12 protein-coding genes and 1 pseudogene are annotated in these 13,564 nt (G+C 70.6%); 4 read left to right on the top strand and 9 right to left on the bottom strand.

Annotated elements, in window-relative coordinates; translation table 11 throughout:
• Positions 1-29: 29 nt before the first annotated feature.
• Genes ACF1FZ_RS04925 through ACF1FZ_RS04910 form a run of 4 tightly spaced genes read right to left on the bottom strand, consistent with a single transcriptional unit; the run spans position 30 to position 4,185 of the window.
• The gene (locus ACF1FZ_RS04925) at positions 30-1,082 is read right to left on the bottom strand and encodes a LacI family DNA-binding transcriptional regulator (protein ID WP_391771957.1); all 1,053 of its coding nucleotides are present in this window, start codon (positions 1,080-1,082) and stop codon (positions 30-32) included.
• Complete coding sequence (locus ACF1FZ_RS04920; RefSeq protein ID WP_391771956.1) at positions 1,079-1,906, bottom strand: carbohydrate ABC transporter permease; 828 nt, start codon at positions 1,904-1,906, stop codon at positions 1,079-1,081. The genes ACF1FZ_RS04925 and ACF1FZ_RS04920 overlap by 4 nt, the downstream gene beginning before the upstream one ends.
• A gap of 14 nt (positions 1,907-1,920) precedes the next feature.
• A complete protein-coding gene (locus ACF1FZ_RS04915; protein WP_391771955.1) occupies positions 1,921-2,862 on the bottom strand; it encodes a carbohydrate ABC transporter permease in 942 nt (313 codons plus the stop codon).
• A gap of 30 nt (positions 2,863-2,892) precedes the next feature.
• Positions 2,893-4,185: an ABC transporter substrate-binding protein gene (locus ACF1FZ_RS04910; RefSeq protein ID WP_391771954.1), complete on the bottom strand. Its 1,293-nt coding sequence runs from the start codon at positions 4,183-4,185 to the stop codon at positions 2,893-2,895.
• 458 nt (positions 4,186-4,643) lie between these two features.
• Here ACF1FZ_RS04910 and ACF1FZ_RS04905 point away from each other — a divergent pair.
• A pseudogene (locus ACF1FZ_RS04905) lies at positions 4,644-5,116 on the top strand (XRE family transcriptional regulator); the annotation flags it as partial.
• Positions 5,117-5,165: 49 nt separating this feature from the next.
• Here ACF1FZ_RS04905 and ACF1FZ_RS04900 read toward each other — a convergent pair.
• Complete coding sequence (locus ACF1FZ_RS04900; RefSeq protein WP_391771953.1) at positions 5,166-5,387, bottom strand: DUF397 domain-containing protein; 222 nt, start codon at positions 5,385-5,387, stop codon at positions 5,166-5,168.
• Complete coding sequence (locus ACF1FZ_RS04895) at positions 5,365-6,174, bottom strand: helix-turn-helix domain-containing protein (protein ID WP_391771952.1); 810 nt, start codon at positions 6,172-6,174, stop codon at positions 5,365-5,367. The genes ACF1FZ_RS04900 and ACF1FZ_RS04895 overlap by 23 nt, the downstream gene beginning before the upstream one ends.
• 162 nt (positions 6,175-6,336) lie before the next feature.
• Between ACF1FZ_RS04895 and ACF1FZ_RS04890 the strand changes: the two genes are divergently transcribed.
• Together ACF1FZ_RS04890 and ACF1FZ_RS04885 are read left to right on the top strand one after the other, a co-directional pair.
• A complete protein-coding gene (locus ACF1FZ_RS04890) occupies positions 6,337-6,555 on the top strand; it encodes a hypothetical protein (protein WP_391771951.1) in 219 nt (72 codons plus the stop codon).
• Positions 6,552-6,860, top strand: a complete 309-nt coding sequence (locus tag ACF1FZ_RS04885; protein ID WP_391771950.1) for a hypothetical protein — start codon at positions 6,552-6,554, stop codon at positions 6,858-6,860. The genes ACF1FZ_RS04890 and ACF1FZ_RS04885 overlap by 4 nt, the downstream gene beginning before the upstream one ends.
• A gap of 12 nt (positions 6,861-6,872) precedes the next feature.
• Here the strand turns inward: ACF1FZ_RS04885 and ACF1FZ_RS04880 are convergent, their stop codons facing one another.
• Both ACF1FZ_RS04880 and ACF1FZ_RS04875 read right to left on the bottom strand, forming a co-directional pair.
• Positions 6,873-7,283: a RidA family protein gene (locus tag ACF1FZ_RS04880; RefSeq protein ID WP_391771949.1), complete on the bottom strand. Its 411-nt coding sequence runs from the start codon at positions 7,281-7,283 to the stop codon at positions 6,873-6,875.
• 407 nt (positions 7,284-7,690) lie between these two features.
• Complete coding sequence (locus ACF1FZ_RS04875; protein ID WP_391771948.1) at positions 7,691-8,671, bottom strand: SDR family NAD(P)-dependent oxidoreductase; 981 nt, start codon at positions 8,669-8,671, stop codon at positions 7,691-7,693.
• 108 nt (positions 8,672-8,779) lie between these two features.
• Between ACF1FZ_RS04875 and ACF1FZ_RS04870 the strand changes: the two genes are divergently transcribed.
• The gene (locus tag ACF1FZ_RS04870) at positions 8,780-9,445 is read left to right on the top strand and encodes a TetR/AcrR family transcriptional regulator (protein WP_391771947.1); all 666 of its coding nucleotides are present in this window, start codon (positions 8,780-8,782) and stop codon (positions 9,443-9,445) included.
• 125 nt (positions 9,446-9,570) lie between these two features.
• On the opposite strand, the gene eccCa is transcribed toward ACF1FZ_RS04870, so the two are convergent.
• Entirely contained in the window at positions 9,571-13,539 is a 3,969-nt protein-coding gene (gene eccCa / locus ACF1FZ_RS04865; protein WP_391771946.1) for a type VII secretion protein EccCa, read from the bottom strand.
• Positions 13,540-13,564 lie beyond the last annotated feature (25 nt).

The raw sequence follows: 13,564 nt of genomic DNA, 5'->3' as shown, positions 1-13,564 counted from the left end.
GTGCGGGGGTGCCGGGCTGGTGCGGCGGTTCAGGTCGGGGGTGTCAGCGGGCCGGTCGACTCCCGTACGACCAGGCGGGGACGGCCGTCGAGCTCCGGCGGGGGCACGTCCTCCCCGCAGCCGGCGAGCAGGGTGCGGGCGGCGGCGGCACCGACGCGCTGCACCTGCTGGTCCACGGTGGTGAGCCGGGGGTGGACCCAGCGGCCGAGCGAGAGGTTGTCGTACCCGACCACCGACAGGTCGCCGGGCACCCGGAGCCCGGCGCGCTGCGCCGTGCCGATGCCGCAGACGGCCATGGAGTCGTTGGGGAACACGAGGGCGGTGGGCCGGTCGGGCAGGCCGAGCAGCTCCTCGGTGACGTCGACGGCGGCCTGTTCGGTGAAGTCGCTGTGCCGTACGGCGACGGGGCGCAGGCCTGCCTCGGCCAGGGCCTCCTCGAAGGCGTGCAACCGCAGCCGGGTGTGCAGCAGTTCGGCCGGGCCCGCGATGTAGGCCATGCGCCGGTGGCCGAGCTCCAGCAGGTGGGCGACCGCCTCCCGTATACCCGCGCCCTGCTGTCCGAGCCCCACCCGGGGCACGGGCGAGTCGGCGTCGGGGGCACCCAGCAGGACAGCGGGCAGCCCGAGGCCCCGGAGCAGGTCCGGGCGCGGGTCGTCGGTGCGGGCGTCGGTGAGCACGGCGCCGTCTATGCGGCCCTCCGCGACCAGCCGCTCGTACAGTGTGCTCTCCTGCGCCATGTCGGCGACCAGGTGGAGCAGCAGACCGTAGCCGCGCGGCGCGAGTTCGCCCTCCAGACCCGTGATCAGCTCACTGAAGTGCGGGTCGGAGCCCAGCACGTCGGTGGGGCGCCGCACGACGAGCGCGATCGTGCGCGTACGGGCCCGGCGCAGTGCCGTCGCGGAGGCGCTGGGGGACCAGCCCAGCTCGGTGGCCGCGTCCAGGACCCGGCGGCGGGTGGCCTCCGAGATCCGGCCGGTCCCGTTGACTGCCTGGGAGACCGCGGCGGTGGACACCCCCGCCGCGGCGGCGACGGCCTTGATCGTCGGCCGTACGGTCGTACGACCCTCAAGACGTTTGTTCACATCTTCACCGCCCCGCTCACGAGAGCCTGCTGCATCCGCTTCTGGAGCACGGTGTAGACCACCCAGACCGGGACCAGGGTCAGCACCGTGCCCGCCGTAAGGATGCCGTAGTCCGTACCCGTCAGGGACTTGAGCGTGGGCAGGGCGACCTGCACGGTCCGCAGGTCCGGGTCGGGTCCGATGATGACGAGCGAGTAGAGGTACTCGTTCCAGAAGGTCAGGAAGTTGAGCAGCAGGATCGTCGCGATCCCCGGCATGCACATCGGTGTGTAGACGTGCCGCAGGACGGCGAAGGTGGACGCGCCGTCCATGCGTGCCGCCTCCTCCATCTCGCGCGGGATGGTCCGCATGAACTGCACCAGGATGACGACGGAGAGCGGCATCGCCGTGGCCGGCAGGAACAGCACCATGAACGCGCGGGTGTGGAACAGCCCGGTGGCGGCGGCCAGCAGGAACGTCGGGAAGAGCGCGGCGAACGTCGGGATCAGGAAGCCGAGCGAGAACACCCGCTCCACCAGGGCCCCGAGCCGGCCTTCCGCGCGGGCGACGGCGAAGGCGGCCGGTATGGCGAGCACCAGGGTGAGCACCAGTGCCAGCACGGTCACGAGCATCGAGTTGAGGATCGCCGGCCCGAGGTGCGCCGAGGAGAACGACTCGGTGAAGTTGGCCGTGGAGAGGGAGGTGGGGAGGGAGAACGGGCTCCCGAAGATCTGGTCGTTCGTCTTGAACGCGGAGACCAGCAGGTAGTAGAGGGGGACGACCAGCAGCACCATGTACAGCCAGGCGAAGACGTGCGCCGGCAGCCAGGACCTTCCGGACTTCATGGGACCAGCTCCGATCAGTAGTTCTGGCGGAAGACGCGACGGATGGTCAGCAGCCCGGCCAGACCGACCAGGAACAGGGCCACGCCCACGGTCTGGCTGTAGCCGAGGTCGGCCGCGATGAACGCCTTCTGGTAGACCAGGAAGGACAGCGTCGTCGATGAGCTCCCCGGGCCGCCCTGGGTCAGCAGCAGGACGTTCTGCGCGGAGCCGAAGAGCGTCCAGAGGAACTGGAGCATCGTCACGACGCCCACGAAGTCACGGATGACGGGGAAGTGGATGCGCCACATGGCGCGCCAGTGGCCGGCACCGTCGAGCTGAGCGGCCTCACCGATCTCGTCCGGGACGCTGCCGAGCCGCGCCGCGAACAGCACGGCGGTGAACCCGATGCCGCTCCACACGTCGAGGAGGATGAGGGAGCCGAGCGCGGTGGAGGGGGAGGCGAGCCAGGCGTCGGTCATCGAGCCGAGGCCGGCCTTGTCCAGGGCGCCGTTGAGCAGGCCGTCCGGGGAGAGGACCGCGTAGAACACCATCGCCTTGGCGGGGGTCGAGATCAGCCCGGGGATGAAGAGCAGATACCGCAGGACGCGGTGCCCCGGCGGTTTCTGTGCGACGTAGTACCCGAGCATGTACGCCCCGATGATCATCAGGGGCACGGCCACGGCGAGCTGTACGGCGGTGTTGCGCACCGCGTCCCAGAAGACCGGGTCGTCCAGGACCGCGCTGATGTTGCCGGTGCCGGCGAACGAGACCGGCTGGAGCATGCCGGGCCAGTGCAGGACGGCGATCACGAAGATGGCGGCCAGCGGGCCGACCATGAAGACCAGGTACCAGACCAGCGCGGGTACGGCGAGGATGACCCCGCCCTGCGTACGGCGCTTCGTGGTGGTGGCGGACGGCGGGGGAGTGACCGGTCCGCGGACCGAGGCGCCGCCCGGGGCGGACGAGAGCATCGTCATGGAGGACTCGCAGAGGCTCGGGCGCGCGGATCAGGCCGTGCGGTAGGCGGATTCCAGGGCGGAGCGCACGGAGGCCGCGCTCGTTCCCCGGGTGAAGGCGGTGCTGGTGGCGGTGATCAGAGGCTGGGTGGCGGTCGGGGGGACGTACAGGTCGGGCAGGAGCGCCTGGCCGACCCGGTCGCCGAGCTGCTGGGCCTTCGCCACCAGGGGGAAGTCCTTGCTGACCGTGCCGGTCACGAGCGCCATGTCCCGGCCGCTCTCGGTGATGAAGCGCGACACCACGTCGGGGCGGTACATGAAGCGGATGAACTTCTCGACGGAGGACAGCTTCTTCACGCCGTTGGGGCTGATCCAGAAACCGATGAGGGTGTACGAGCGCAGGATGGTCGGCTTCTCGTGGACGGCACCCGGCGCCAGCGGCCAGCCGCCGATCTCGGTGTGTCCGGCCGCCTTCGCGGGGACCTTCGCCAGGGCGGAGGACATCGCCGACTGGATGGCCGCCGACTCCGTGTTGTACTGCGTGGTCATCGAGTCGGAGGTCAGCCCTTGCGCCTTGTCGGCGAAGACACCGGCGTCCCGCAGGGTCACGAAGTAGTCGATGCCCTCGCGGGCGCCCCGGCTGCCGCTGAAGTCGCCGCTCGAGTAGACCTTCCGGGCCTCCTCGGGGGTGAGGAAGGTCTGGATGATCTGGGCGAGCAGCTTCTGCCCCGTCCAGTCGTTGCCGCCGACGGTGACGGGGGCGATGCCCTTGGCCCGCAGCTTCCGCGCGGCGCCGATGAGCTGGTCCCCGGTGGTGGGGACGGAGCCGACGCCGGCCCGGCCGAGCAGGTGGGTGTTGTAGGCGACGGGCCAGTTGGTGGCGAAGTACGGGAAGGCGCGGACCCTGCCCTTGCCGTCGGTCCACTCACTCAGGGCGGCGGGCAGGACCCGTTCGCGCAGCCCCCAGTCGTCGAGGTGGCCCTTCACGTCCACGGTGGCGCCGACCTCGGTCCAGGCGAGCGTCTTGTCGTACAGGTTGACCATGACCACGTCCGGCTCCTTACGGGCCAGCCGCGAGGTCTCGTAGACCTGGGGGAGGTCGTCGCCGTTGACGAGGTTCTTGACCCGGAGCCCGGGGTTCTCCTTCTCGAAGGCCTTCACAGCGGCGGTGTAGGTGGGGGAGCCCGGCGCGGTGGTGCCGAGCTGGGTGTGGACGACGAGGGTGCCGGGGTCTGAATCGGCCGAGGCGAGCGTGGAGCAGCCGGACATTGCGGGCAGCGCGGTAGCGGCGGCGAGGCCGGAACCAGCGGCGAGGAAACCGCGCCGACTCAGGGATGAGCGCACAGCGGGATGTCTCCAACCAGGACGTTGACCAGGGTGGTTAATCGATGTACCAACGGGTTGCGAGAAACCTAGGGGCGGGAGGGGGAATGGTCAACCCCTGGTTGCGCATGCTGCAGGACCCGACATTTCGGGCGGCGTTCGGTGGGGAGTCCTCCGCGACCGGTCACCAGGCGCTCGAACCGAGCCTGTCCGCCACCGCTCGGGCGACGGACGGCACCCCGACGCTCGACGCCCCCCGATCAGGGCCACTCGCACACCACGCACGCCGGTGACCTCGGCGGGCGGGGCGTGCCGCTCGGGCCTCGGTGCTTCGTGGGGTCGAGCGAGGAGGCGTCCGGTGGTCCGCCCGGGGGAGCGGGGCTGTTCTCGGCGGGCGGGGCGGACGGGCGCTGTCCGGGGTCGCAGCGAGATCGGCCCTGATCGCTCCCGATCGGCCCTGCGCCCAGGAACGAACGCCCACGAGTTCCTCCGAGACGCTGCGGCAGACTCCGCTCGGCACAGCCCTCACCGGCGACACGACCCGCTGCCCCGGTCCGGCCCGCAGCATCGGCCACCGCTGGTTCACCGGCCCGGCCACCCGCGAGCTCTACGCGCCGGCGGATCACGCGTTCCTCTCCCGGATGTTCACGTCCGGCCTGCGCGAAGTGGCCGCTCTACGGGGCCCCGGCTCCCGGGCCACGCACTACGCCGGGCTGCTCCTCACCCGGAGCGAGGAACCCGCAGTCTGCGGGGCAAGCGCGAGGTCGGCGTCCGTCCCCCTCACGTCAAGCGCTTCATCCACCCGGAGGCCGGCGCCCTCGAACTGAACCGTCAGGCCCTCCGCGACCCGGAACAGTCACACGACCTGGGCGTCTACACGGCGGCCCCGGGCAGCGAGAGCCGCGCCAGGCTGCGCCTCCCCGCGGTCATCGGCCCGCAGGCGCTGCGCTGACCTGCTTCGGCGGGCATGCTGTCGGGGCATGCTGCAGAGCAGGGCGGGTTCAGACGCAGAAGTGTCCGGCCTTCACGGCGGAGGCGAAGGATGACCAGCTTGCGGCCGGTATCAACAGGGCAGGGCCCTGGGGTGACTTGGAGTCGCGGACGGGGACGCCGGCGGGGTGGCCGTCCAGGACCTCTACGCAGCTGCCGCCCTCGTTGCCGCTGTAGGTGGACTTGCGCCAACCGTCGAGGGCGGAGGCGTCAGGGATGGTGTGTTCGGTCACGGTATCCGTAGTCCTTTGCGGTAGCCCTCATGAAAGCCAATGACTCCTGCAGCGGCAACGCGTCGCCCAACGCAAGATCGTAGGCGCCTTCGAGCCGCTCGACCATGGCCGGGGAGTCATGCACCTTGCCTACCTGTACGCCTTCCGAGTAGGCCACAGGTGGTTGGTCCTCGAAGCGCATCAGGGTGAGCATGCCCTGCATGAGTGGGTGGACGCCGAGACCGAAGGGCAGCACGTAGACGCGTGCGCGCCGCCTCTCCACCAGGCCCACGATGTGCATGATCTGCTCTGCCATGACATCCGGCCCACCGACGGTACGACGTAGCACCGCCTCGTCGAGCAGCGCCCAAACTACAGGTCGTACCGGGCTGGCAAGGACCTTGGCCCGATCGAGCCGTGTGACAACGAGCCTGTCACATTCCTCTTCACCCACCGGAGGGAACGACGTGCTCAGGACCGCACGCGCGTACCTTTCCGTCTGGAGGATGCCCGGGACGAACGAAAGTGCGAACTCACGAAGCATCACCGCCTGTTGTTCGAGCAGCAGAGCCGCTTCGAAATAGTCGGCCACTGCTGCATCGTCATCCGGCAGGAAGCTGCTCAGTACATTTCCCGTGTTCAGAGTCATGTCCAGCCGTCGGGCGTCCTCCTTCGACGGCAGGCGACGTCCCGCTTCGATGTGCGAGATGTGCGAACGGGTCATGACCGAGGCGTCGGCCAGCTCCTGTTGGGTCAGCCCTGCTGCCCGACGCTTTTCCTTGAGCCATTCCCCATAGGTGTTACTCAACGTCGACTCCTATGTGACGAAGCATTTGTCACCACCGACCCCCTGGCGAGCCTAGCCCGACTTGTCTCACTCTGTGAATGGATCGTTACTCAGCGACAGGCGGTCAGGCGTCGGCCTACGGGGCGGCTGCGGACATCGCCCCACCCCAACGGAGTTGAAGACGTGCTGACCCGCATCATTCGCATGCTCGAGACACTGCTGCGCCTTCTGCAGCCTGCCTCACCGGCGTACCACATCCCTCCACCTCTCTCCCCTCCCGCGCATGTGACGTCCGAGCCCGACGTGCGCCCCGGACTCGTCCCGGAGCGCGCACTGTGGCGTGCGATGTACGGCATCGACACCAAGCCCTGCTCGAACTGCGGAATGTGGGGGATGACATGACCGGTCAGGTGCCCCCCGAGGTACGGCTTCTTCCGTGGGCCGGCCTGGATGACAAGCCCTGCTACGTCCTCGGTGACGGGTCGGGATACGTCTCTCGGGTCGCTGACGACGTCGAGAGCATCCAGCTCGGGATGGCTGTCGAACTCCTCGACCACGCGGCCGACATGCTCGACGACCGCCAGGTCTCCGCGGCGCAACTCCGCTACGTGGTGGCACGGATGGCCGAAGCGCTGCGCGACGTACTCCGGATCGCGGAGAGCCGGGGTGCGCGCCTCATCAACCTCGGGGCCGCGTCGGAGGGCTGAGGCGCCGGGCGGTCAGGAGTCGAGCACGGCGGCGACGCCTTCGATCTCCACCAGCTGGTCGCCGTATCCGAGCACGGTGACGCCGAGCAACGTGCTCGGGACGTCGTGGTCACCGAACGCGTTCCGGACCACTTTCCAGGCAGTCACCAGGTCCTCCTGCCGCGCGGAGGCGACCAGGACGCGCGTGCTGATGACGTCCTCCAGGCCCGCCCCCGCCGCTGCGAGCGCGGTCCTCATGTTCTCGAGGGCCTTCGCCGCCTGGCCGGCGTAGTCACCGACGGCCGCCGTGGACCCGTCCTCGTTCAGCGGGCACGCCCCGGCGAGGAAGATCAGCCGTGCGTCGGCGGGGGCGGTGGCGGCGTAGGCGTACTCGGCCACGTCGGAAAGGGCTGTGGAACGGATGAGCGTCACGGCACGGGGCATGGCATCCAAGTCCTTGTGGACGGGCTGGAGCTCATATTCCTAGCAGGTCGCCGCCAGGGCTTCCCGCCATTTTCGACCTGGCCTGTTCACCGGAACCGACAGCGCATGAGGAATGCCAGCGCCCGTGCACTCCCGCTGTCGAGGAGTCGCCACTCCGGCTCGGCCGAACATCTGCCGTTTGAGCAGCTCGATCCGGTTGACGGCCGTGGAGTGCGAGCAGTCGGCCCGGCCGCCGCCCGTGCGGTCGCACTCGGTGAGCGTCCTGTCGGGCAGTACGTATGCCGTAGACGTGAGCGGTACCGACCGGGAGGCCGGGGCCGGCCGCTGTCCGGGCGGGGGTGTGGTGCTCGCACAGATGCACCGGACGGACGTGCGCGCGTCGGTGCGTCGGGAGCTCGCGGAGGCGGTCAGCCCCGCGGGTGAGGAGGGGCATGGTGACCCACTCGACGAGCGGCGGCCCCGGACGCGCTCGACTTCTGCTCGGACTGCACGACGGGGAACTTCACCCCGGTGAGGTCTTCGGAGACGGCCCACAGCCGCTGCTGGACGGCTGTCTCGTGCGACTCCGGGCTGGAGGTGACCAGCCGGGGATGGCCCTTGACCTCGTTGCGCCCGCCGGGACCGTAGTACTGGCCGCCGAGCGCGGCGGGGTCGGTGGCGGCGCGCAGGGTCGGCAGCGCGCCCATGGCCGGAGTCTGGGTGATCAGCGGCGCGAGCCAGGTGACGGGCAGGCGGAGCGCGGCGGGGGTGTGGCGGATGAGGTCGGTGTTGGACACGCCGGGATGGGCGGCGACCGCGACGGTCGTGCCGTGCGTGGCGAGCCGACGCTGCAGTTCGTAGGTGAACATCAGGTTGGCGAGCTTGGACTGGCCGTAGGCGGCGGCCCGGCTGTACGACCGCTCCCACTGCAGGTCGTCGAAGTGGATCGCGGCCCGGATGCGGTGGCCGGTGCTGCTGACCGTCACCACGCGCGAGCCGGGCACCGGCAGCATCAGGTCCAGCAGCAGCCCGGTGAGCGCGAAGTGACCGAGGTGGTTGGTGCCGAACTGCATCTCGAAGCCGTCCCGGGTGGTCTGCTTCGGGGTGTACATCACACCGGCGTTGTTGACGAGCAGGTCGATCCGGTCGAGCCGGGACCTCAGCGCCGCCGCCGCGGTCCGGACAGAGTCCAGCGAGGTCAGGTCCAGCGCCTGCACGGTGACGTCGCCGGTCATGCGGGCCGCCGCCCGCTCGCCCTTCTCGACGTTGCGCACGGCGAGCACCACGGACGCCCCGCGCCCGGCGAGCGCCTTGGCGGTCTCGTACCCCAGCCCGGTGTTGGCCCCGGTCACCACAGCCACGCGCCCGCGCTGGTCCGGGATGTTCGCCGTCGTCCACTTCTCGCCCATGCCGGGTTCCCATCTGATTAAGTACCGAAGGTATCTTGTGTCGGCGACATTAAAGTACTCCCGGTACGCTGTCAACGTACCGCAGGTACCTAAGTTAGGCTGATGGTCGTGACCTTCCAGCGAGCGCGAACCGAGGAGCAGCGGGAGATCCGCCGAAGGGCGATCCTCGACATGGCGTCGGCAATGCTCGACGAGATGCCTGTGGCCGCGGTCACCCTGAACGAGCTCAGCCGCCGGGTAGGCCTGGCGAAGCCGAACGTGCTGCGCTACTTCGAGTCCCGCGAGGCGGTGCTGCTGGAGCTGCTGGACCGCTTCCTGCGGGAGTGGCTGACGGAACTGGCGGGCGAGCTGGCCGCCGGGGTCGACGAAGACCTGCCCATGGCCGAGCGGGCGTCAGCGGTGGCCGAGATCCTCAGCCGCTCACTCTCCGGCCGAGTGGTGCTGTGCGAGCTCTTCGGTGCACAGGGCAGCGTCCTGGAACACAACGTCTCCGTCGAGGTCGTAGCACGCTACAAGCGCGCCTCCCTGGACCGCCTGACAACCATGACCGCCCTGATCCAGAAGTGCCTGCCGGAGCTGGGCCAGAACGCGACACTGTTTAGCCTGCAGACCATGGTCATGGCCGGCGCGCTGTCGGCGTACAGCACACCGCCGCCCAGCCTGCAGGCGGCCTACCAGGCCGAGCCCGACCTGGCCCGCTTCCACCTGGAGCTGAACTACTCCTTGAAGGCGGCCCTGACGGCGACCCTCCTGGGTGTGCTGCCCCGCAGCTGACCTGCGTTGCGCTGGACAGGCCGGAGCCTCTGTACGTCCCGCGCTCGGACGGTGGAGGGCCGGGGTGCCCGAGCCCGGACCGCCGGCCCTGAGCGTTCCGGCCGTTCGTAGCCGTGGGCCGTGCGTCATTCAGGCGTGTACACCGTCTGGATCAGGCGGCTCGGCTCGCCCTTGCGGATGAGCAGGCCCCGGCCCGCCGGCTGCTGACTCGCGTACACCCCGGGGAACAGCTGCCCTTCGCTGTGGTCACCGGACATGAGGACGGCGGTTGCTCCCGACTCGCGCAGACCGTGGACCAGCGGCTCGTACATGCCCCACGACGCGCCGGCCACCTGACGCGACAGGACGAAGTGGAGGCCGATGTCCACCGCCGAGTGGATGTACGGCACGAACGGGTCGAGCGGTGAATGACGGTCCGCCATCAGCACGTCGTAGTCGTCGACGAGCACCACGATCCGTGGGCCGGCGCCCCGGCTGCCGGGCTCCAGGTCTTCGGGGGAAGTGCTGTCGTCGGGCAGCCGCTTCTCCAGCTCGATGGCGATTCCGGCGGCGAGACCCTCGCACAGTTTGGCGTTGTGGGCGTAACCGCCGTCGAACTCCTCGGGGACCACGCCGCGCAGACCCTGCTTCGGGTCCATGACGGCGAAGAGCAGTTCGTCCTCGCCGTAGCGGTCGATGAGGCCGTGGACGACGGTCCTGAGGAGAGTCGTCTTGCCGCACCCGCTGTCGCCCAGGACCAGCAGGTGCTGGTCCTCGTCGAAGAGATCGAGCAGAGCAGGAGCGAGCGCATTCTGGTCCAGACCGATCGGCACCCGCCGGGGCTCGGCGGCCGGGCCGGGGAGCAGGTGCGGTTCCAGGACGTGGGGCAGCACCAGGACAGGCGGGGCGACGTCACCGCTCCAGGCGGCGCGGACCGTACGAGCCGTGCGGCCGAGGGTCGCGTCCAGACCGGTGTCGTCCGCGAGCCCGTCCGTACGCGGGAGCGCGGTGTGGGCGAAGAGCCCGCCGTCGGTCAGGGCGCGGCCGGGTACGTCGGGTGACAGCGTCTCGGCGAGCCTGCGGTCGATGCCGGAGTCGCCCGGGTCGTTCAGACACAGCTCGACCCGGGTGCCGAACGACGCCTGGGTGGCCGGGTCCACGTCGTTCCGGCGGAGCATCCCGGCGACGACGTGGATGCCGTAGTCACCGCCCCGCCCGAGAATGTCGACGACCGTGTCGTACAGCTCGCCGAAGTCCTCGCGCAGTGCGTCGAAACCGTCGATGACCAGCACGATCTCCGCTGACGTCAGCTGGGGCAGCCGACCCGTCCGGTGCAGGGTGCGCAGGTGCTCGACGGATTCGACGGCGTGCTCGCGGAAGAGGTCCTCGCGTGCTTCGAGCATGCTCCGCACCATCTCGACCGTACGCACCGCGCGTTCGGGTTCGGCGCGGTCCGCGATGCCGCCGACGTGCGGCAGTCCGGAGAGGACCTGGAGCTCGTCGCCGATCAGGTCGAGGCCGTAGACACCGATCTCCTGCGGGGTGTGGGTGAGCGCGAGCGACAGGACCAGTGTGCGCAGGAGGGTCGTCTTCCCGGATTCCGGGCCACCGATGACGGCCGCGTGGCCACCGGCCGCCGTGAGGTCCAGGTACCACTGCCCCTGCCACTGTCCGGCCGGATCGTCCAGCAGGCCGAGCGGAACCCGGAGCGGGCTCCGCCGCCCGGCCAGCTGCAGCCCGCGCGGGCCGGTTGCCAGCGGGCCGGCGGCCTTGTCGAGGGCGAGTGCGGCGGGCAGCGACGGCAGCCAGATGCCGTGGACCGCGGCGGCGGCGTCCTCCAGCTGCTCGACCATGATGTCCACGTCGGTCGGCCCGGTCTCGCGGCGCCCGGGCGCCGGTTCCCCCAGGCCCGCGCCGGCCGGTGCGGGCGGGCTGTTGAAGGCCGCGTACTCCAGCGCGAGAGGCCCGCTCCGCGTTCCGGCCGCCTGCTGCGAGGGCCCCTGGTGGTCGCCGGAGACATGGCCGGTCCTGAAGCGCTCGTAATGACCGTTTCCGGCCTTGAGATAACCGAAGCCCGGCTGCAGGTGGAGCGCGTCCGTGGTGTCGAGGACCGTGCGCGACTCGTCGGCGGAGAAGGTACGCAGACCGATCCGGTACGAGAGACAGGCGTCCAGGCCCTTGAGGCCGACGCTCTCGACCCGTTGGCCGGACAGGAGCAGATGCACACCGAGGGCGCCGCCGGTGCGGCCGATGGACAGGAGCAGGTCGATGAAGTCGGGCTTGGCGGACAGGAGCTCGCCGAACTCGTCGATGACGACGAACAGATGCGGCAGCGGCTCCAGTTCGGGCCGCTCCCCGGAGCGCAGCGCGGCGTACGCACCGATGTCGGCGACGTCACCCGCGTCCTCGAGGACCTGCCGGCGGCGGTTCACCTCACCGGCGAGGGCGGCGTCGACGCGCTCGACGAGGCCTGCCTCGCTCTCCAGGCCGGTGATGACACCGGCGACGTGGGGGAGCATCGAGAACGGCGCGAAGGTCGCACCGTCCTCGTAGTCGATGAGGAACAGGGCGAGGTCCTCGGGCGGGTGCGTGGTCACCAGGGCGAGGATGAGGGAGCGCAGCAGCTCGGACCTTCCCGGACCGGTGGCGCCGGCACACAGGCCGTGAGGGCCCATGCCGAGTTCCGAGGACTCCTTCAGGTCGAGCAGCACCGGCTCGTGCGTGTCACCGATGCCGATGGGCACGCGCAGGAAGGCCCGTTCGTCGCGGGGGGCCCACAGCCGTGACAGGTCGAGGCGCGACACGTCGTCGATGCCGAGCAGACCGGCCAGGCCGACACTGTCCGACAGAGGGGCGCCCTCCAGGGCGTCGGCGGACAGCCGCAGCGGCGCCAGCATCCGGGCCAGGCCCTCGGCGAAGGAGCTGCCGACCTCGTCGACGGTGCCGTGGGCACTGACCGGTTCGGGCCCGCGCAGGTCCTCGACGACCACCTGGGTGCCCTCGACGGTGACCCTGATGCCGATGTCCCCCGGCTCCTGGACGCGCTGTTCGAGCAGGTGCAGGACGGTGACGCCCATGTCATGCAGGCCGACCGCGTCGTCGGGGAGGGGCAGATCGACGGCGTCCTCGCCGTGCCCGTCGGTGACGACGAGGAGCCGGGACGTCAGGGGCAGGGCATCGCGCCCGGCCGGGCCCCCGCGCGCCTCCGCCGCGCAGGAAGCGCGGCGCTCCAGGTCGGCACCGAGCTGCCGCGCGAGCTGCGGAGCCGACGGGGCGATGCGCCGGGCGGCGACCGGGCCGTCGAGCTGTTCGGTGTCCAGGAGGTGCGGCAGCCACTTCGCCCACTCCCAGTCGGCGATCCGCTCGCCGGGCACGGCGAGCGCCATCGCCACGTCGTCGGGGGCGTGCGTCGCGGCGGTCTGGACGAGCAGGGCGCGGGCCACCCGCAGGCAGTCCTCGCGGGGGCCGATGACGCTGATGTTCCCGGCCCGGTCGAGCGGCACCGTGAGGGGCAGTCCGGCCCCCGTACGGAACTGGCTGAGCAGCGCCGAGGCCTCGTTGAGCATGAAGGGGTCCGGCGGAGTGAGGACGGAGGAGCCCGCGTCGGCGATCTTCAGGTCGCACACGGGCATCTCCCCGAGGCCGATCCGCACCCGCAGGAAGTCCGTGTCGTCACGCCGGCGTTCCCACCGGCGGGCGGGGTCCCGCACGATGTCGTACAGGGCGTCCGGCGGCGGATCGAGTACGTCGGCGCGCTCCCGGCGCGCGTGCTCCTCCGCGGAGAGTTCTGCGCGCAGGTCCTCGACGTAGGCGAGGTAGGCCTCCCGCCGGGTGCGGAGGACGCGCCGGGCCCTGCCGTACGGGGAGAGGAGGAGAGCGACGGAGCCGATGACCGTCACGGCGAGGACGATCGCACCCGGCACGGCCAGCCGGCCGTCGCGCACGACGGCCATCATCACGACGGACGACACGACCGCGGCGACGGGAAGCAACGGCACCGCGATCCCGCCCGTCCTTCCCTCGGGGAGGGTGGGCGGCGCCTCGATCGTGCGTGAAGGGGTGGCTGCCGGGGGCCGGGTGGTCCTGGCCGGGCGGTGTATCAGTCGGGTGCTCATGGGCGTCCGTCACTCACGGTCGGGC

Source organism: Streptomyces sp. NPDC014623, assembly GCF_043088245.1.
In the GTDB taxonomy this organism is placed as follows: domain Bacteria; phylum Actinomycetota; class Actinomycetes; order Streptomycetales; family Streptomycetaceae; genus Streptomyces.
This window is presented reverse-complemented; position numbering and strand designations above follow the sequence as displayed.

Coding starts and splice junctions, on each gene's coding strand:
- ACF1FZ_RS04920 (WP_391771956.1), bottom strand. CDS start 1,906: ATGAAGTCCGGAAGGTCCTGGCTGCCGGCGCACGTCTTCGCCTGGCTG.
- ACF1FZ_RS04915 (WP_391771955.1), bottom strand. CDS start 2,862: ATGACGATGCTCTCGTCCGCCCCGGGCGGCGCCTCGGTCCGCGGACCG.
- ACF1FZ_RS04885 (WP_391771950.1), top strand. CDS start 6,552: ATGACCGGTCAGGTGCCCCCCGAGGTACGGCTTCTTCCGTGGGCCGGC.
- ACF1FZ_RS04880 (WP_391771949.1), bottom strand. CDS start 7,283: ATGCCCCGTGCCGTGACGCTCATCCGTTCCACAGCCCTTTCCGACGTG.
- ACF1FZ_RS04875 (WP_391771948.1), bottom strand. CDS start 8,671: ATGGGCGAGAAGTGGACGACGGCGAACATCCCGGACCAGCGCGGGCGC.
- eccCa (WP_391771946.1), bottom strand. CDS start 13,539: ATGAGCACCCGACTGATACACCGCCCGGCCAGGACCACCCGGCCCCCG.